Annotated in this window: 22 protein-coding genes; 9 read left to right on the top strand and 13 right to left on the bottom strand. The window is 59.4% G+C overall.

What is annotated here, in order from left to right:
• Positions 1-6: 6 nt before the first annotated feature.
• Positions 7-246, bottom strand: coding sequence for a DUF2789 family protein (locus BLU52_RS14350; RefSeq protein WP_090284218.1), 240 nt, complete (start codon positions 244-246; stop codon positions 7-9).
• A gap of 50 nt (positions 247-296) precedes the next feature.
• Positions 297-509 carry a hypothetical protein gene (locus tag BLU52_RS14345; RefSeq protein ID WP_408003565.1) on the bottom strand — a complete coding sequence of 71 codons (213 nt, stop codon included), beginning with the start codon at positions 507-509 and terminating at the stop codon, positions 297-299.
• 479 nt (positions 510-988) lie between these two features.
• Between BLU52_RS14345 and BLU52_RS14340 the strand changes: the two genes are divergently transcribed.
• The 4 genes from BLU52_RS14340 (at position 989) to BLU52_RS14325 (ending at position 3407) form a co-directional block, all read left to right on the top strand.
• The gene (locus BLU52_RS14340; protein ID WP_052178306.1) at positions 989-1438 is read left to right on the top strand and encodes a hypothetical protein; all 450 of its coding nucleotides are present in this window, start codon (positions 989-991) and stop codon (positions 1436-1438) included.
• Entirely contained in the window at positions 1435-1632 is a 198-nt protein-coding gene (locus BLU52_RS14335; protein WP_090284214.1) for a hypothetical protein, read from the top strand. The genes BLU52_RS14340 and BLU52_RS14335 overlap by 4 nt, the downstream gene beginning before the upstream one ends.
• Positions 1633-1758: 126 nt before the next feature.
• On the top strand, positions 1759-2775 hold the full coding sequence (locus tag BLU52_RS14330; protein WP_090284212.1) for an ABC transporter substrate-binding protein: 1017 nt from the start codon (positions 1759-1761) through the stop codon (positions 2773-2775).
• A 191-nt stretch (positions 2776-2966) separates the two neighbouring features.
• Entirely contained in the window at positions 2967-3407 is a 441-nt protein-coding gene (locus BLU52_RS14325) for a DUF3995 domain-containing protein (protein ID WP_090284210.1), read from the top strand.
• A gap of 107 nt (positions 3408-3514) precedes the next feature.
• Here BLU52_RS14325 and BLU52_RS14320 read toward each other — a convergent pair whose 3' ends face one another.
• The 7 genes from BLU52_RS14320 to BLU52_RS14290 form a co-directional block, all read right to left on the bottom strand.
• A complete protein-coding gene (locus BLU52_RS14320; RefSeq protein ID WP_090284208.1) occupies positions 3515-3877 on the bottom strand; it encodes a Na+/H+ antiporter subunit G in 363 nt (120 codons plus the stop codon).
• Positions 3874-4152, bottom strand: coding sequence for a K+/H+ antiporter subunit F (locus BLU52_RS14315; protein ID WP_090284207.1), 279 nt, complete (start codon positions 4150-4152; stop codon positions 3874-3876). The genes BLU52_RS14320 and BLU52_RS14315 overlap by 4 nt, the downstream gene beginning before the upstream one ends.
• Positions 4149-4637 (bottom strand): Na+/H+ antiporter subunit E, encoded by a 489-nt coding sequence (locus BLU52_RS14310; RefSeq protein ID WP_090284206.1) that lies wholly within the window; start codon positions 4635-4637, stop codon positions 4149-4151. The genes BLU52_RS14315 and BLU52_RS14310 overlap by 4 nt, the downstream gene beginning before the upstream one ends.
• Positions 4634-6313: a monovalent cation/H+ antiporter subunit D gene (locus BLU52_RS14305; protein WP_090284204.1), complete on the bottom strand. Its 1680-nt coding sequence runs from the start codon at positions 6311-6313 to the stop codon at positions 4634-4636. The genes BLU52_RS14310 and BLU52_RS14305 overlap by 4 nt, the downstream gene beginning before the upstream one ends.
• A complete protein-coding gene (locus BLU52_RS14300) occupies positions 6310-6654 on the bottom strand; it encodes a Na+/H+ antiporter subunit C (RefSeq protein ID WP_007910763.1) in 345 nt (114 codons plus the stop codon). The genes BLU52_RS14305 and BLU52_RS14300 overlap by 4 nt, the downstream gene beginning before the upstream one ends.
• Entirely contained in the window at positions 6654-9572 is a 2919-nt protein-coding gene (locus tag BLU52_RS14295; protein ID WP_090284202.1) for a monovalent cation/H+ antiporter subunit A, read from the bottom strand. The genes BLU52_RS14300 and BLU52_RS14295 overlap by 1 nt, the downstream gene beginning before the upstream one ends.
• Positions 9573-9816: 244 nt before the next feature.
• Complete coding sequence (locus BLU52_RS14290) at positions 9817-10749, bottom strand: DMT family transporter (protein WP_090284200.1); 933 nt, start codon at positions 10747-10749, stop codon at positions 9817-9819.
• A gap of 89 nt (positions 10750-10838) precedes the next feature.
• On the opposite strand from BLU52_RS14290, the gene BLU52_RS14285 reads away from it, so the two are divergent.
• The 3 genes from BLU52_RS14285 (at position 10839) to BLU52_RS14275 (ending at position 13491) form a co-directional block, all read left to right on the top strand.
• Positions 10839-11402: a helix-turn-helix domain-containing protein gene (locus BLU52_RS14285; protein ID WP_090288571.1), complete on the top strand. Its 564-nt coding sequence runs from the start codon at positions 10839-10841 to the stop codon at positions 11400-11402.
• Between the two features lie 125 nt (positions 11403-11527).
• A complete protein-coding gene (locus BLU52_RS14280; RefSeq protein ID WP_090284198.1) occupies positions 11528-11881 on the top strand; it encodes a hypothetical protein in 354 nt (117 codons plus the stop codon).
• A 182-nt stretch (positions 11882-12063) separates the two neighbouring features.
• On the top strand, positions 12064-13491 hold the full coding sequence (locus BLU52_RS14275; protein ID WP_090284196.1) for an FAD/NAD(P)-binding protein: 1428 nt from the start codon (positions 12064-12066) through the stop codon (positions 13489-13491).
• Positions 13492-13687: 196 nt separating this feature from the next.
• Here BLU52_RS14275 and ppnN read toward each other — a convergent pair whose 3' ends face one another.
• Entirely contained in the window at positions 13688-15061 is a 1374-nt protein-coding gene (gene ppnN, locus BLU52_RS14270) for a nucleotide 5'-monophosphate nucleosidase PpnN (protein WP_090284194.1), read from the bottom strand.
• 223 nt (positions 15062-15284) lie between these two features.
• Between ppnN and BLU52_RS14265 the strand changes: the two genes are divergently transcribed.
• Positions 15285-15812 carry a DUF3087 domain-containing protein gene (locus BLU52_RS14265; protein WP_090284192.1) on the top strand — a complete coding sequence of 176 codons (528 nt, stop codon included), beginning with the start codon at positions 15285-15287 and terminating at the stop codon, positions 15810-15812.
• Positions 15813-15825: 13 nt separating this feature from the next.
• On the opposite strand, the gene BLU52_RS14260 is transcribed toward BLU52_RS14265, so the two are convergent.
• On the bottom strand, positions 15826-16713 hold the full coding sequence (locus BLU52_RS14260; RefSeq protein ID WP_090284190.1) for an NAD(P)/FAD-dependent oxidoreductase: 888 nt from the start codon (positions 16711-16713) through the stop codon (positions 15826-15828).
• A 128-nt stretch (positions 16714-16841) separates the two neighbouring features.
• On the opposite strand from BLU52_RS14260, the gene BLU52_RS14255 reads away from it, so the two are divergent.
• Positions 16842-17288 (top strand): Rrf2 family transcriptional regulator, encoded by a 447-nt coding sequence (locus BLU52_RS14255; protein WP_090284188.1) that lies wholly within the window; start codon positions 16842-16844, stop codon positions 17286-17288.
• Here BLU52_RS14255 and BLU52_RS14250 read toward each other — a convergent pair.
• Both BLU52_RS14250 and BLU52_RS14245 read right to left on the bottom strand, forming a co-directional pair.
• Positions 17279-17662: a DUF2784 domain-containing protein gene (locus BLU52_RS14250; RefSeq protein ID WP_090284186.1), complete on the bottom strand. Its 384-nt coding sequence runs from the start codon at positions 17660-17662 to the stop codon at positions 17279-17281. The two genes, BLU52_RS14255 and BLU52_RS14250, sit on opposite strands and share 10 nt — an antisense overlap.
• A 335-nt stretch (positions 17663-17997) precedes the next feature.
• Positions 17998-18270, bottom strand: coding sequence for a hypothetical protein (locus BLU52_RS14245; RefSeq protein ID WP_090284184.1), 273 nt, complete (start codon positions 18268-18270; stop codon positions 17998-18000).
• Positions 18271-18365: the final 95 nt, after the last annotated feature.

Raw genomic sequence — 18365 nt, 5'->3', positions numbered from 1 at the left:
TTGCATTTATTTACCGCGATGCAGGCGCACGTTCAGCTCATCGACAATCGGCGCTTCCTCGCCGTCTGCACGTAGCCATTCCTTGAGTAATTGCGCTTGTTGCGGCGTCCAGAAATCAGCATCAATAAGCTTGGTGTCCGGGTCCAGCGGGTGTGCTTCGACGAAATCGTTGATTGACGCCTCGTCCGACGGCAAGCCCAGCTGTTCAAAAAGGGTGGTCAGGTTAAGCTCGGTTGGCAGTTCCATCGTCTACTCCTGGTTCGGTGCCGGTGCGGCGTGTTCGTTTATTCCCCTTATCAGAGGCGGCAGCTGGCGCGGAGTTCGATTTGTGTTTCAAGGGCGCGGGCGAGGGCGCAAGCTTCGTTGTGATCGCCGCGGAAACCTCTTACAAGGCCGGTGGATGTTTCCTTTATATGAAAGAACGCGTTACCGGCAGGGACGACCCGATATCGCGGGTGCTGGCGGGTGTTGGAAGCTGTCGGCAGATCGTTCAGGTGGTTGACCTGCATGATCAGCGGTGCGGTGATTCGGGCGTCAGTCGATACGGCGAAATGAGTCAGAGTGCACATATGAAGTCCTTTTCATCAGTCGGCCGGGAATTAGCGGCCGTTTCGGGTAGTCGGAGTGAGCATCGCTGCTCTAGAATCGCCAGTGCCTGTTGACGACAGGGCTTATCTAAAGCAATTTTTCGCCAGCGATATGTCGGAAAAGTGCTTTTTTTCGTGAGAATTTTCCCTAAAGTTTGTAGTCAGTCTGCTTTCGCCATCAGTAAGGATTTTTCCTTCGACCTGTGGCGACTTTGGGACGAGTTTCGCGGGTGACAATCCAGTAGTCTTACCAACCTCGCGTTGAACGAGCGCTCTGCTCGAATCGGATTTCAGTTGAGTTTTGGCAGCTTCATCGGCCTGGACGTTTTTTGCCGTGCGCGTTTTCCGTGTGCGGTTTTTTCAGATGTGGGGATGTTTCCTTGGCAGTCAGTAATCTCGATATGCATGCTTTGTTCGTGTTGGGTGATTTGCGCGCAAAGCTGGTCAAACTTTTCCAATCGCGTTTTGTTTACATCACCGAACAAAATGCTGAAGGCATTTACGTTGCCGAAATCGACACCGAAAGTGCTTTGGTCGTCGACGACAAACCCGGCCTCAAGCTCAAGGTCGGCGATCACTTCAGTGCATCGGTCTTGCCCAGCCGTGAAGGCGGCAAGATGGATATCCGCTTCCGTGAAATCAAACTGACGGTGTATGGCCTGGGCGATTACGCCTTCGTCGAGACCGCTGACGGCCATGCGATCCTGTTCAAGGAAGGTCACAGCGTGGTGACCGTGTTCGCCGCTCATCAACAGTTGCAGGAAGGCCTGACCAAGACGCTCAAAGCCGTCACCGCCAAAGCGGCCAAGTGGCGCAAGGGTGAACTCGTGACCTTCAAGGCCAGCGAGTGAGTCGCGCAGATTTTCATTTGGAACATCTCGATGCCGCACGGCAAGAGGCCCGACGGTTGTTCGCCGCAAAGACCAAGCTGCAAGGCGCATGGCTCAACTGGGTGGCGGCGCAGCTCTATACCTTGCGCCCCGCTGAATACGCCGGGATGGTCAGACGCGAGCTGCAAAGCTTGCAGGAAAAGTCTGAAACCTGACCTCGTCGCGGCGTAGTCCCGGAAAAAGCAGGAACCTCGGCTACAGTGAGTTGACTGAGTATTCAGCGGCTTGCGGTCTTCTCTCAGGCCAACGGCCATGGCTGTGAACAGCACGAGGTGCAATGCATGAACGGATTTCGACGGTTACTGGCCGCCAGCGTGGCCACCTTCGGTTTGCTGGCGTCAGCGCAATCGGTCTCGGCGGCACAGGCGCCGATCCATTTCGCCGATCTCAACTGGGAAAGTGGCAGCCTGATCACCGATGTCCTGCGGGTCATCGTCGAGAAGGGCTATGGATTGCCGACCGACACGTTGCCGGGGACCACCATTACGCTGGAAACCGCACTCGCCAACAACGATATTCAGGTGATTGGCGAGGAGTGGGCCGGGCGCAGTCCGGTGTGGGTCAAGGCCGAGGCCGAGGGCAAAGTGGTCAGTCTGGGCGATACGGTCAAAGGCGCCACCGAAGGCTGGTGGGTGCCGGAATACGTGATCAAGGGCGACCCGGCCAAGGGCATCAAACCGATGGCTCCGGATTTGCGCAGCGTCAGTGACCTGAAAAAGTACAAGGACGTGTTCAAGGACCCGGAAAACCCCAGCAAGGGGCGCTTTCTGAACAGCCCGATCGGCTGGACGTCGGAAGTCGTCAACAAGCAGAAGTTGACGGCATACGGGTTGCAGAACGATTTCACCAATTTCCGCAGCGGTTCGGGAGCCGCACTGGATGCCGAGATCAGCTCGTCGATCCGTCGCGGCAAGCCCGTACTGTTTTATTACTGGTCGCCAACCCCGCTGCTCGGCAAGTACAAACTGGTGCAGCTGGAAGAACCCCCGTTCGATGCCGAAGCCTGGAAGACCCTGACTGACGCCGACAACCCCAATCCAAAACCGACCCGCTCGCTGGCCTCGAAGCTGTCTATCGGCGTGTCTACGCCGTTCCAGAAGCAATACCCGCAGATCGCTGAATTCTTCAGCAAGGTGGACTTCCCGATCGAACCGCTGAACAAGGCGCTGGCGCAAATGAGCGAGAAGCACACCGCGCCACGGGAGGCAGCGGTGGCGTTCATGAAGGCGCATCCTGATGTGTGGCAGGCGTGGTTACCGAAGGACGTGGCCGAGAAGGTTTTTGCTGATCTGGAATAGTCGTCTCGGCGACTGAGTTCATCGCCAGCAGGCTGGCTCCCACAGGGGATCGCACACCCGATCTGTGAGCCAGCCTGCTGGCGATGCTTTTGAAATCCCGCTCATGCCCCTGCATACCGCCGACCGGTCGTGCACACAAAAAAAATCCGACTACGATGGTTTGTTCAAATCCCTTTCCAAGGATTTCAACCATGACCTTTGCGTTGGCTCAATGGCTGGTGACCGTTTTTGCGTTGATCAGCCTGATGCATGTGTATTGGGCGCTGGGTGGGCAGTGGGCGGCGGCTGTGGTGGTGCCGCAGATACCGGTGGCCGGTTTTGTCGAGACGGTACGGCCAGCGTTCAAACCGTCGGGCTGGATCACCTTGCTGGTGGCAGCCGCTCTATTGTTGATCGCCGTGCTGGTCTGCATGCGTGTCGGCTGGGGCATGCCAGCGGTGCAGCACAAGGCATTGCAGTGGGTAATCAGTGCGATTGCCTTGCTGCTGTTTGCCCGGGCGATTGGCGATTCGAATCTGGTGGGGTTTTTCAAGGAAGTGAAGGATTCGCGCTTTGCCCGGCTGGATACCTGGGTGTATTCGCCGTTGTGCGCGGCGTTGGGGGCGGGGTTGTTGGCGGTAGCTTGGATATGAGGTGAATGAAAGATCGCTATCGCGAGCAGGCTCACGTCTACATGAAATGCGTTCCCATGTAGGAGTGAGCCTGCTCGCGATAGCTTCATTGCAGGCAATAAAAAACTTCAGCTACCGCTTTCACTTTTGCGGCTACTGACCTCAGCCGGAACATCATCCCCGGCCATGCGCTTGCGAAACAGTGCCGCCCGCGCCAGCAGCAGTGTCGTCACCGGTACGGTAATCGCCAGCAGGATCGGGATCAGCCAGGCGTGCACTACCGCCGTGGATTTCAGCGCCGAAAAACAAATGATCGAGGCCAGCGCCACACACCAGGCGCCCAGTGTCGACGCCAGTGCCGGCGGATGCATGCGTTGGAAATAATCCTTCATGCGCAACAGACCCAAGGCGCCAATCAGTGCGAACACGCCGCTGAGCACCAGCAGAATCGCCACCGGGATTTCGACCCATAGAGACAGTTCGTCGGTCATTCGATCACCTCGCCACGCAGCAGGAATTTCGCCAGGGCAAACGAGCCGACGAAGCCGAACAGCGCGATCAGCAACGCGGCTTCGAAGTAAGTGTCACTGGCATAACGGATGCCCAGGGTGAGCATCATCAACATCGCGACGATGTACAGGTAATCCAGCGCCAGGACGCGATCCTGCGCGGAGGGGCCTTTGAACAGGCGAATCAGCGTCAGCACCATGGCCAGCGAGAACAGGAACAGCGTCAGCAGAATCGCATTCGACAGCAATGGGCTCATTCGAAAATCTCCATCAACGGTCGCTCGTAGGTGCTTTTAAAGTGCTCGATGAATTGCGCTTCGTCGTGCAGATCCCAGACGTGCAGCAACAAAACGCTGCGATCCAGTGCCAGCTCCGACCACACCGTGCCGGGCACCACCGTGCAGATCATCGCCAGCGTCGCCAGACCGTGAGCGTCGCGCAGATCAAGCGGCACCTTGATGAAGCAAGAGTGCGGCGCACGACGGCCGGCGTTGAGCACGCCCCAGGCGACAATCAGGTTCGACATCACCACGTCGCGGCCGACCAGAAAGAACAGGCGCACGATGCTACCAGGGCGGCGAATGCGTGCGCGTTTGGGGCGTAGTTTGCGCATCATCAGGGGCGCCGCAAAACCCAGTGCCGCGCCGAGCAGCACGTTGCCCGGACTGATCGACAGGTTCAGCGTCAGCCACAAAACCCAAAGTGCCAGAGACAACCACGGTGCCGGAAACAGTCGTTTCATGGTTGAACCTCCAGCAGCGCGGCTTTGCCTTCCGGACTGGGCACGGCACGGGTGCCGAGCACCGCCATCACGTATTGCTGAGGATTGTGCAGCGCGTCGGCGGTGGCTTGGGTATAGCGCAACAGCGGCTCAGCCTTGAACGTCAGCACGATGCTCAGCCCCAGCAGCAGGAAGATCGGCGCGCATTCCAGTTTGCGCAACAGCGGCGAAGGGCGCTCTTCGGGCGTCCAGAAACGCTGGATGCCCAGACGCGAAAACGCCATCAACGACGCCAGCCCGGTCAGAATCAGTAAGGCTAACAGCGCCCATGCGGCATTGGAGATTGGCCCGCCGTTGCCCAATTCCAGCGGATTGAGCAGCGCACCGATCAGGCTGAGTTTGCCAATGAACCCCGACAGCGGCGGCATGCCAATGATCAGCAGTGCGCAGGCAATAAAGCTCAGGCCGAGAAAGGCCATGGTCCATGGAATCACCTGACCGACCACGGCTTTTTGCTCATCGTCGAGGTTGATGCCTTTGGGCGGTTGCAGGGATTCCTGCGGTCGTGGCAGCAATTCGCTTTCGTCTTCCAGCGGGATTTCGTTGGCCGAGCGCGAACGCTCGATCAGTTCCGCCAGCAGAAACAGCGCACTCAGTGCCAGGGTCGAGCTGACCAGATAGAACAGCGCGCCGCCGATCAGGTTCGGCTGAGCGAAACCCACCGCCGACAGTAGAATCCCTGCCGACACCAGAATGCTCAGGCTGGCCATGCGCTCGAGCCGTTGCGCCGCGAGAATCGCCAGCGCCGCGATGCCCATGGTCGCCATGCCGCCATAGATCAGCCAGTCGCCGCCAAAAAATGCTGAAGCCCCGGCCTGCCCGGAGAACAGCAGCGTCCACAGGCGCAACAAGGTGTAGACGCCAACTTTGGTCATGATCGCGAACATCGCCGCTACCGGCGCACTGGCCGAAGAATACGCCGGCACCAACCAGAAATTCAGCGGCCACATGCCAGCCTTGGCCAGGAACGCCACCGCAAGAATCCCGGCGCCCGCATGCAGCAAGCCACGGTCGGCTTCCGACACCAGCGGAATCTTCAACGCCAGATCAGCCATGTTCAGGGTGCCGGTAACGCCGTAGATCAGCGCCGCGCCAATCAGAAACAGCGACGAGGCGAGCAGGTTGATCGAGATGTAGTGCAACCCCGACGACACCCGCGCCCGGCCCGAACCATGCAACAGCAAGCCGTAGGACGCGGCGAGCAGGACTTCAAAAAACACGAACAGGTTGAACAGGTCCGCGGTCAGGAACGCGCCGTACAGCCCCATCAGTTGAATCTGAAAGAGTGCGTGGAAGCTCGACCCTGCGCCATCCCAGCGTGCCATGGCGAACAGCAGGGCGCTGACGCCGATGATCCCGGTCAGCACCAGCATCAGCGCCGACAGTCGATCGATCACCAGCACAATACCGAACGGCGCCTGCCAGTTGCCCGGCAGGTACACGCCGATCGAGCCAGGCACCCCGGTGGTCTGGGTCCATTGCAGCAGCATCACCGAAATGAACAGCCCGAGCAGGCCGGAGAACAGATTGATTTTTGCCTTCAGCGGCCGGTGCCGTTCGCCGAGCATCAACATGAGCGCGGCGGTGAGCAGCGGCAGCAGAATCGGTGCGGCGATCAGGTGCGTCATCGCCATCATTCCTTAGGCTCCCGGCCGTCTACATGGTCGGTACCGGTCAGGCCGCGCGAAGCGAGCAGCACGACGAGGAACAGCGCAGTCATGGCGAAGCTGATGACAATCGCCGTGAGGACCAGCGCTTGCGGCAGCGGATCGGTGTAGTGAAGCAAGTCCTGGGTGACGCCGTCCTTGATCACCGGCTCCTTGCCGATGAACAGGCTGCCCATACTGAAAATGAACAGGTTGACCCCATACGACAGCAGGCACAGGCCCATGACCACCTGGAACGTCCGTGGCCGCAATATCAGCCAGACCCCGGACGCGGCAAGAACGCCGATGGCGATTGCGATGACTTCTTCCATCAGACGGCTCCTTTGCTGGCGACGGACCTGGGTAGCGACGCGGTCTTGTGGCCGCGCACCGATTGGTGGGCGAGGGCGGTCAGGATCAACAACGTCGAACCGACCACCACGCCATACACACCGACGTCGAAGAACAGCGCGCTGGCGATGTGGATATCACCCAGCAACGGCAACTCGAAGTGCCAGGTGTGCGTGGTCAGGAACGGATAACCGACCAGCATCGCCCCAAGACCCGTAGTGGTAGCGAACAGCAACCCGGTGCCCATCCAGCGCAGCGGTCGCAGGCTCATTTGCGCTTCGACCCACTGCGTTCCCGCCACCATGTATTGCAGAATGAACGCCACCGACATCACCAGACCGGCGACAAAACCGCCGCCCGGCTGATTGTGCCCGCGCATGAACAGGTAGAACGACACTACCAGCGCAACCGGAAGCAGCAGACGCACCAGGACCGCTGGCACCATCATGAAGCCGAGCGCGGTGTCGCTGGCCGAGCGCGGGTTGACCAGGTCAGTGACCACGTCGGGCGCCAGCAGGCGTTGCTGCGCTGGCAGTTGCAGGCTTTCTTTCGGTGGGCGGAAACGGCGCAGCAGGGCGAACACCGTCAATGCCACGGCGACCAGCACGGTGATTTCGCCGAGGGTATCGAAGCCTCGGAAATCCACCAGCATCACGTTGACCACATTGCTGCCGCCGCCTTCGGGCAGGGCGCGACTGAGATAGAAGGAGGAAATGTCGTTGGGCGTCTGCCGCGTCAGCATGGCGTAGGACAACAACGCCATGCCGCCGCCGACGGCAATCGACAGCAGCAAGTCGCGCAGACGACGAATCCGCGCCTTGCGCAGGCTGCTCGGCAATGGCGAGACTTCTTCGATGCGCCGCGGCAGCCAGCGCAGACCGAGCAGAATGAGCACCGTGGTGACCACTTCGACGGCGAGCTGGGTGAGCGCCAGATCCGGCGCGGAGAACCAGACGAAGGTTACGCAGGTCATCAAGCCGCAGACGCTGACCATGGTCAGTGCCGCGAGACGGTGATACTTGGCCTGCCAGGCGGCGCCGAGGGCGCAGGCGATCGCCAGCAGCCACAGGGTGACGAAGACGATCGAGCCGGGGATCTTCGGCCGGTCGCCCCAGCTCAGGCTGCTGTGCAACATCGGGATCAGGCCGGCAAGCACTGCCGCCAATACCACCAGAAACAACTGCATCTGCAGGCGCTTGGTGCCGAGGCGGCGTTCAACACGCCGGGCCAGACGCATCATCAGCACCAGACTGCGCTCGAACAGGCGCTTGCCATTGAAGCGACCCACCAACGGCGGGTATTTGAAGCGGCCCAATCGGAATTGCCTGCGCAGCAGCCAGTAGAGGACGATGCCGCCGGACATGGCGATCAGGCTCATGATCATCGGCGCGTTCAGGCCGTGCCAGATCGCCAGGCTGTATTCAGGCAACTCGCCGCCGACCACCGGCAGCGCCGCAGCGGCGAGCAGCGGGCCGACGATCTGCGCGGGAAAAATCCCCACCAGCAAGCAGGTGAACACCAGCAATTCGACCGGTGCCCGCATCCAGCGCGGCGGTTCATGCGGGGTGTGCGGCAGGTCGGTGGCAGTCGGGCCGAAGAACACATCGACCGTGAACCGCAGCGAGTAGGCGACGCTGAACATGCCGGCGATGGTGGCGACGATCGGCAGACTGATTTCGACCCAGGCCGTGGCATTGATGAACACGGTCTCGGCGAAAAACATTTCCTTGGACAGAAAACCGTTGAGCAACGGCACGCCGGCCATCGAGGCGCTGGCGACCATGGCCAGTGTTGCGGTGAAGGGGATCAGCTTGAAAAGGCCGCTGAGTTTGCGGATATCGCGAGTGCCGCTTTCATGGTCGATGATGCCGGCGGCCATGAACAGCGAGGCTTTGAAGGTGGCATGGTTGAGAATGTGGAATACCGCCGCCACGGCTGCCAGCGGACTGTTCAGACCCAGCAGCAGGGTGATCAGGCCGAGATGGCTGATGGTCGAATAGGCCAGCAGGCCTTTCAGGTCGTTCTGAAACATCGCGCAATACGCGCCGAGCAACAGCGTACAGGCGCCGGCCCCGCTGACGATGTAGAACCATTCTTCGCTGCCCGCCAGCGAGGGCCACAAACGTGCAAGCAGGAAAACCCCGGCCTTGACCATGGTCGCCGAGTGCAGATAGGCAGATACCGGGGTGGGGGCTGCCATTGCGTGGGGCAGCCAGAAATGAAAAGGGAACTGCGCACTTTTGCTGAGGGCGCCAATGAGAATAAGAGGCAAGAGGATGGGGTAAAGGGCGTGTGCACGAATCATGTCGCCGGCGGCCAGGACCTTGTCGAGGTCATAGCTGCCGACCACATGACCGAGGATCATGACCCCCGCCAGCAGGCACAATCCGCCGGCGCCGGTGACCATCAACGCCATGTAGGCGCCGCGCCGGGCGTCGGCACGGTGATGCCAGTAGCCGATCAGCAGGAACGAGAACAGGCTGGTCAGCTCCCAGAAAAACACCATCTGAATCAGGTTGCCGGAAATCACCAGACCGAGCATGGCGCCCATGAACGCCAGAAAAAACGCGAAGAAACGTGGCACCGGATCGTCCGGCGACATGTAGTAACGGGCATATAAGGAAACGAGGGTGCCGATGCCGAGCACCAGCATCGAGAACAGCCAGGCGAAGCCGTCCATGCGCAGAATGAAATTCAGGCCGAGGCTGGGCAGCCACATGAATTCTTCGCGGATCACGCCGCCATGGGCGATCTGCGGGTACAGCATCGCCACCTGGACGGTACCGATCAAAGCGACCAGACCTGCCAGCAGGGATTCGGCATTACGCGCATTGTGTGGCAGCACGGCTGCCAGACAGCTGCCTATGAAAGGCAGAAGCAGTAGAACTATCAGGGACATAGGCTTCTAATCTGCGGAGGTTTGTGAAGCATCATACGTGCCAGCTCCCCGATCACCAAACGCCAGGATGTCTCAGAATCCTACAAAGTAGTCCGGAATTTAGTGTTTAGCCTTGTTTCAGTAGCGCAGATATTGCCCATATTGGCACCATCGCGAGCAGGCTCGTTCCCACAATTGAAATACATTCCCCTGTAGGAGTGAGCCTGCTCGCGACAGCGATCGGAATGGCACTGGATATTTCGGATCAGCCCTGTATTTCCCGCTCCAATTCCGTTTCTGCTTCGACAACTTTCCTCTTGGTCTTTAACTCACTGACAATCACCGCCGCAACAATCAACCCCGCACCCACCAGTGCAATCGCCGGCAACCGCTCGCCAGCGATCCGTCCGACAATTCCGGCCCACACCGGCTCACCGGCATAAATGAGCGTCGCCCGAGTCGGCGAAACGCTTTTCTGCGCCCAGTTCATCGCCACTTGAATCGCCGCGCTTGCAGCGCCCAGCCCCAGCGCAGTGACCAGCAATGTCCAGGAAAAATCCGGAATCAGCTCACCGGTCGGCACGACCAACAGGAACGACAGCACCGACGTGGTCGCCAGTTGCACCACCGTCACCCGGCGCACATCGACCTGGCCGGCGTAAGTGCTGATCAGAATGATTTCGGCAGCAATGGCGATGGCGCTGATGAGCGTCGCGATCTCACCGGGGCTGAAATTCAGCGCAGCGCCGGACGGGCCGGACAACAGCATCAACCCGGTAAACGCGAGCATGATGCCGATGCTTGGCATCAATCCCGGCCGCCGTCCCAGTACCAGCCATTGCAGCAACGGCACGAACGGTACATACAGAGCCGTGATAAACGCCGACTGGCTGCTTGGAATGGTTTGCAGGCCCACCGTCTGCAAACCGTAACCCAGCATGATCGCCACGCCGATGAACGCGCCGGCCTTGAGTTCGAACAGGGTCAGTTCGCGCAGGTGACGCCAGGAGAACAGCGTAACAATCAGCGCAGCGGCCGCAAAACGCAGGCCGACAAAAAACATCGGGCCGCTGACGGTCATCGCATGCTGAACCAGCAGGAACGTGCCGCCCCAGATCATGGTGATCAGCACCAGCACGCATTCGGCTTTGCTGAAACGGGAAAGACGCACAGGTATAGGAGAACCGTTTGAAGACATGATGGCCTTGCGCACTATAAAAAGGAGGCCGCACAATGCGGCGCAACGTTGCGCAGTATACTGCCCAACCCCACCGAGTGAGCAATATAGTGCACAAAGATTCCACGCAACGCGCCTCCGTCCTCCAACACGTCAGCCAGAATGTCCGGCGTTTGCGGCATGCCGCCGACCTGAGCCAGACAGCACTGGCGGAAAAATCCGGGGTCAGTCGGCGCATGCTGGTGGCGATCGAGGCGGGCGAGAAGAATGTCAGCCTGACCACGCTTGATCGCGTCGCCGAAGCGCTCGATGTGGCATTCAGTGATCTGATCCAGGCTCCGGATGCGCGCGATCCCAGCCGCATCAATGAAGTGGCATGGGCCGGCAGCATCCCCGGCAGCAAAGCAGTACTGCTGTCGAAGGCGATCGCTACACGCGAAGTCGAGCAGTGGGAGTGGTGCCTGCAACCCGGTGAGGTCTATCCCTCACAAGTCGATGCCGAGGGCTGGAGCGAGCAGATATTTGTATTTGCAGGATGTCTGACGCTGATGCTCGGCGATCAGCCGCAGCACATCAATGCCGGGGAGTTCTACATGTTTGCCAGCCACCAGCCGCACTCCTATCGCAATGACGGCGATGTGGCGGCGCGATTCATCCGTAATGTGGTGATTTGACTGATGGCTACCATTCGTCGCTAGCGGCTCGACCCTGTAATTTCTGACAGTAGACGGTGAAACGCACTTCCACTCCAATGTGATGGCAATGAATGCCATTGGATATCTGAAAAAGGAGTTACACAATGCTTAAGCCGCTCAGTATTAAAGAGGCAGTAAATGGTGTCATCAACCTTCAGAACATAGTTGAATTCGCGACTGCGATTATTCCTGCTGTGCAAGAAAATCCTCAACCCCATGACGAAGCTGACGTATACATCGGAAAGGAAGGGACTGAGGAATATTTGGATACTGTAAAGATCACCCCGGGGGGTGAAGGCACATTACAGATCCCTAAAAACGTCTTGTTAAAATACTCAGGGAACAATGCAGTTGCGTTTCACTACGTACTCTTTCCAGGTGGGGGAGGAAATAGCTACCCTTCGGAGAAAGCTGTTTACAAGATCGTTCTCGCAGTAAAGCCTGACCGTAAGAAATAGCTCAGTTCAGGTAGAGCAGCCCCTCTGGTTACCAGGGGGGCTTTTTGCCGCTTTTTTTCGATGGTCAAAATTTCGTCAATTGGTTGTATTGGCTTGGTCGCCAACGAGTCTCAATAAGACCCGCTGATAAGAGAAGCGATTTAGCATATTGTTAGCCAAATAAATCCTCCTAGAAAAAAGCAATGCGTGAGCAAATCCACACGGAGTCACCCGTTTCTTTGCGCTGTGCAGACGTCCTGATCATCGGCGGCGGCCTCAGCGGCACGATGCTGGCGGTGCAATTGCTGCGTCTGCCCGGGCAGCGCAAGATTCTGATTATCGAACCGCGCGCCGAACTCGGCCGGGGCGAGGCCTACAGCGCCGTGGAACCGGGCCATACGCTCAATGGCAACGCCGCGCGCATGAGCGTCGACCCGGATAACGCTGATGACCTGACTCAATGGCTCACCGAGCACATCGCTGGCGGCGGCTGGCCGGAGTCTGCCGAACAGGGCGTGCCAGTCAGCGAACTGTTCCCGCCGCGCGGATTGTTCGGTGTCTATGTCCAGCAGCGTCTGGCTGAAGCCCGCGCAATCGGCGCGCAACACGGCTCGAGCGTCGAACACATCTGCGCCGAAGTCACAGACTTGGTATCCGCTACCGATTCGGTACAGCTGAGCTTGAGCGACGGGCAAACCCTGAGCGGGACCTATGCGGTACTGGCGACCGGCATGTTTCCCGCCGCGCGAACACCACAAAAAGCCTCCAGCGGCCTCAACGCTGCCGCGCTCGATCCTTGGGATGTCGCCGCCATGCGCCTGCTCGATCCGCAATCGACGGTGCTGATCATCGGCTCCGGCCTGACCATGGTCGACGCAGTGGTGTCGCTGGAGCAGGCCGGGCATCGCGGGCCGATCAAAATGTTTTCCCGGCATGGCTTGTTGCCGCATGTGCGCCGGCAGCCACCGGCCTGGGTGGATTTCCTCGGTGCCGATCATAATCTGCGCACGCCACGGCAGTTGTTGCGCGAGCTGCGCCGGCAGTGCCGTGAGGCCATTGCGCAAGGTATCGACTGGCAGGCGCCGCTGGACACGGTTCGCGTGCATATCGCGCGCTTGTGGAGTCAGGCGACCGACGTACAGCGACGACAATTCGTACGCCATGTGCGGCCATGGTGGGAAAGTCATCATCACCGTTCGCCGCCGTTGAGTGCGCAGTTGGTTGAGAGACTGCACGGGGCAGGGCGGCTGACGATTGATGCGGCATCGTTCAAGGGGCTCGAACCGAGTCCGGAAGGCGGATTCGGGATTCGCGTCCGCCTTCGTGGAGAATCCGAAATGCGCGTGGCGTATGGCGCTGCGTTGATCAACTCCAGCGGCATCGAATACGACTGGCGCCGCGTGGCACGGCCGTTGCCGCAGCAGTTGCTGGCGCGAGGTCTGGTGCAACCGGGGCCGTTGGCGCTGGGCATTGCCGCAGCGGCGGACGGCGCAGTGCTGGATGCCGAAGGGCACGCTTCCAGGCGTTTGTTTGCCATGGGGCCGCCGTTGCGCGGGATGTGGTGGGAGAGTACGGCGGTGACGGATGTGGCGCTGCAGGCCAAGGCACTGGCTGCGCGGTTGGTGAGCTGAGGTTGTTCTTCAGGGCCTCATCGCCAGCAGGCTGGCTCCCACAGGTTTAGCGGTGTGGCGAAAAATCCTGCTCACAACCCGATCCCCTGTGGGAGCCAGCCTGCTGGCGATGGCGGAGGAGCAGTCAGCACTTATCTGTCTGATCCACCGCTATCGCTGGCAAGCCAGCTCCCACATTTGTGGACGGGCCTGAAAGTTAGGCCACCACGCGGTAGCACGGCACATACGCCGCGCCACCCGGCAGTTTCATCCGGTGCTGGGCGACGAAGGCTTTGAGCAGGGCATCGAGCGGTTGCATGATCGCCGCGTCACCGCGGATCTGGTACGGCCCGTGTTCTTCGATCAGGCGAATGCCCTTGTCCTTGACGTTGCCGGCGACGATCCCCGAGAACGCGCGACGCAGATTCGCCGCCAGTTCATGCGCGGGCTGGTCAAGATGCAATTTCAGGTTGGCCATGTTTTCGTGGGTCGGATCGAACGGGCGCTGGAAGCCTTCGTCGATCTTCAATAGCCAGTTGAAATGGAAAGCGTCGTTGCGTTCGCGGCGGAACTGCTTCACGGCTTTCAAGCCTTGCGTCATTTGCCGCGCCACTTCGGCCGGGTCATCGATGATGATTTCGTAATGCTGACGGGCCGCTTCGCCGAGAGTTGCAGTGACGAACGCATCAAGTTGTTCGAGATACGGCGCGGCATTTTTCGGGCCGGTGAGGATCACCGGGAAGGGCAGGCCCTTGTTGTCCGGGTGCATCAGGATGCCGAGCAGGTAGAGAAATTCTTCTGCCGTACCGGCGCCGCCCGGGAAGATGATGATGCCGTGGCCGACCCGCACGAACGCTTCCAGACGTTTTTCGATGTCCGGCAGGATCACCAGTTCGTTAACGATCGGGTTTGGCGCTTCGGCGGCGATGATGCCCGGCTCGGTCAGGCCGAGGTAGCGACCGCCATGAATGCGCTGTTTGGCATGGGCAATGGTTGCGCCTTTCATCGGGCCTTTCATCACGCCCGGACCGCAACCGGTGCAGATGTCGAGACTGCGCAGGCCCAGCTCATGGCCGACCTTCTTGGTGTATTTGTATTCTTCGGTATTGATCGAATGACCGCCCCAGCACACGACAATCTTCGGTTCGACACCCGGACGCAAGGTGCGCGCGTTGCGCAGCAGGTGGAACACGTAGTCGCTGATGCCTTGCGAATTGCTCAGGTCGATGCGCTGGCTGTCCAGTTCGTTTTCGGTGTAGACGATGTCGCGCAGGGCGCTGAACAGCATTTCACGGGTGCTGGCGATCATTTCGCCGTCGACGAACGCGTCGGCCGGCGCGTTCAGCAGCTCCAGGCGCACGCCGCGATCCTGTTGGTGAATGCGGATTTCGAAATCCTTGTAGGCCTCGAGAATGGTCTTGGCGTTATCGACGTGGGCGCCGGTGTTGAGGATGGCCAGGGCGCACTGGCGGAAGAGGGTGTAGGTGCTGCCGGAGCCGGCTTCGCTCAGTTGTTGCACTTCACGTTGAGAAAGGGTTTCGAGGCTGCCTTTCGGGCTGACCGAGGCGTTGATTACGTGTCGTTGGGTCATGCAATGATCCTTAAAACGATGTCATTCCCTGCTCAGGCGAACGGCATCCGAATAATGTGTATCCATGAATGAAGATGGCACGATCTGCGCTATACCGCCATGTCCCGTTGGACGCTGAAAAGATCAAAAGGAGCCTCAGCATAGCTAAATCCGCACCAGAGGCGATAATGCGCCGGCTGGTTTTTTCCGTTACCCCTCTTGTCGCTCAAGGAAGTCATTTGTGATGTTCGAGATTCAGCCAATGGACGCCGCCACTTTCCGCCAGCAGACCCGGCGCAGCACGATCATCATCGCCGTGCTGTTTCTGGTATTGGCGATGCTGTTTTCCAGCGTGGCCGTGGCGCTGTTCGGCGAGCCTGACGGCGACAACCTGCGCTTCAATGTCGGCGGGGTGTTCCTGGCCTTTTTACTGACCGGCGCAGTGCTGCGCGGGCGCTTCTGGCATCAGAGCTGGATGGCGCCGGCGGTGTATAGCTGGCGGCTCAAGCGCAGCCTGATGAGTATCACCAACGTAATGCATCACCTCACCGCCGCCGTCGCACAAAACGATCCGACCGCGTCGAAAGTGCTGCGGTTCTATCATCTGGGGCTGATGCAGATGCACGAGCTGGACGGCAACTCCAGCGATCAGGGGCAGCTGTGGCGGGAAGTCGAAGAACATAAACAGCGCATGCAGGCGCAAGGGCTCGATACCGAGCAGACGCGCCTGGATCCGACATGGCTGGACGCGTTGAAGCAGACGCCGCGCTAAGGCGTCAGCGTATTCAGCCGAAAATCAGCGAGCGGTGGGTGCCTGCTCCGGCGCGGGCGCCATCGCCGACCGCCAACGCGACGGAGCCGGCAGCCAATGCTGCATCACCGCACGCGAAGACGCCGGGCACGCTGGTCTGCTGGGTCGCGTCGGTCTGAATAAACGGCCCCATAGGCCCTTCTTCGAATGCACAACCCAACTGTTCAGCCAACGGGCTCGTCATGCTTGTTCGCGGCATGGCAAACAGGCCGGCTAGCGCGATGATCTCGCCATCGCTGAGGACTACGTCCGCACGCGCGCCATCGATACGCCTGACGCGCCGGGTTTCCAGCCTCACACCGCGTGCAGCCAATTGCGCCCGTTGCTCGGCATCTGGTTCGAAAACATCATTGATGAAGAATGTCGTCGGGCCCCAGTCAGGCAGCATCAGGGCGTGATGAATCGACAAGGGCGAAGTCGCCAGTACGCCGATTGCGCCCTGATTCAGTTCATAGCCGTGACAGTAAGGGCAATGAAAAACGCTTCGGCCCCAGCGCGGTTTGAGTCCCTTGATGTCCGGCAATTCGTCGATCACGCCCGACGCGAGGATCAGGCGCCTGGCGCTGAGCTGTTTGCCGGCAAGGGTGCGCAAATTAAATCCAGCGTCAAATTGCATCGCCTCTACCGCCGTATCTGCCAGCCATTGCACGGTAGGGTAGGCCATCAATTGCGCTCGCGCCTCGGCAGCAATGTCGCCCGGCGCGCGTCCGTCCTGTCCGAGAAAGCCGTGGGAGGTGTCGGCGAAGCGATTGCGCCGCAGGCCTGAATCGAGCACTAGCACATTGCGCCGGGCCCGGGCCAATTGCAGGCCGGCGGACAGCCCCGCATAGCTGCCCCCGACAATGATGACGTCGTACATGATTCAGATCTCGCTGTGAGGTTTTCAGCGTACAGCGTAAGTTACATGAAAAAAGACTGTCAATAGTCTCGTAACTTAAGACCTTGCAAGCGATACTCGGAGCATTCTTTGTTCAGTCTGGAAATGCTCAAGTGAGAAACGACACGCGCCTGTCGCGCATGCTGCATGTGTTGATTCATATGGATCGTCATGAAAAACGCGCCACTTCGGAAACCATCGCCGGGATGCTTGGCACCAATCCCGTAGTAGTGCGGCGCACCATGGGTTTGCTCAAGGAGCAGGGTTTCGTGACGTCGGAGAAGGGCCATCAGGGCGGTTGGGCGCTGGCCAAACCGCTGGAGCAGATAACGTTGCTGGATATTCACCAAGCATTGGGCACACAGTCGATTTTTTCCATCGGTTTGTCGACGGATCACCCGCAGTGCCTGGTCGAGCAGGCCGTGAATGCGGCGCTGACCCGCAGCTTCGATGAGGCGCAGGCGCTGTTGCTGTCTCGACTGGGCAGTATCACGCTGGCGGATCTGGCGGCGGATTTCGATGCGCGCTTTAAAAACGTGTGCGAGGTCGATCAGGGCTGAGCGGCGGCGCGGCGCAAACGCCACGAGCGGATCAAGCGCCCGTACACAAACAAGTTGACCGCCAGTACCACGCTGCCAAGCGCCAGTTGAATCTGCGGGGTCAGCCCGGCTGGGTAGATGATCGGCCAGATGTAATGCTCAATGAAGCCACCGGCGTACTCGGTCTGCCCGGCGGCGTGGCGCATGAGGTTTTCCCAGTAGGTCAGCGGGCAGGTCAGGTGCAGCAATTCGACCGCCACGCCCCAGGCGGCGGCTGGCAAATGCAGCCACAGCAACCGTGGCCATTTGAGCACCAGCAGCCCGCCAAACAGCACGAACAGAATGAACAAAAGATGAAACAGCACCAGCCCGTCGGCTGCGATTCGGTACAGCATGTCGTTTCCCTGACGCAATCGTGAATGTCGCCATGTTACGCCGGCGCGGGGATTAAAGCTCAGGGCGGACGCCACGCATGGAGCCCTTGGCTGAAACCTGATCTATGCTTGAAGAAAGACTGTTGACGATGGCAGGAGGTGCGCAGGGTGAATGAGCAAAAGCAGCCTGAAAACGATATGGAAACGGATGAACCAAGTGAAGAAGAAATAGAACGCGAGAAGCGCAAAGGAAAAAACCTGGAAGCATGACGATAGCCAGGAGCTTTCCGAACCTGACCGCAAGTTCTAAGCAGTCGATACGAAAAGCCCCGCAAGTGCGGGGCTTTTTTACAGGCTCAAAGATCGTCCAGCTGGGTGAAGTCCGGGTGTGAGGCCCGATAGCCCAGTGTCCTGTCGATCCAGGCATTCAGCTCGTTGACCATCACTGGCGCATGGCCGGGATAGTTTTCGAGGGTACTGCGCAGGGTGCGTTCGATGTCGGGAACGGCACTCAGGTTTCGGGTCTTGATGTAGTGGCCGATAAAACAGTCGAGTTCAAAGCGCTCTGTCGTGGACAGATGAATACACTCCAGGCCACCGACCTGTTTGATTGCAAAATCGTCGCGCAACTTAGTTCTCTGCAAGGCTTGTAGATGTTGTTGGGATCCTGGTTTGTTGACTCTTTGGTCAACTGGTATACCAAATGGAAATGCGGCGCGCATGC

This window comes from Pseudomonas granadensis (genome assembly GCF_900105485.1).
Taxonomy (GTDB): Bacteria; Pseudomonadota; Gammaproteobacteria; order Pseudomonadales; family Pseudomonadaceae; genus Aquipseudomonas; species Aquipseudomonas granadensis.
This window is presented reverse-complemented; position numbering and strand designations above follow the sequence as displayed.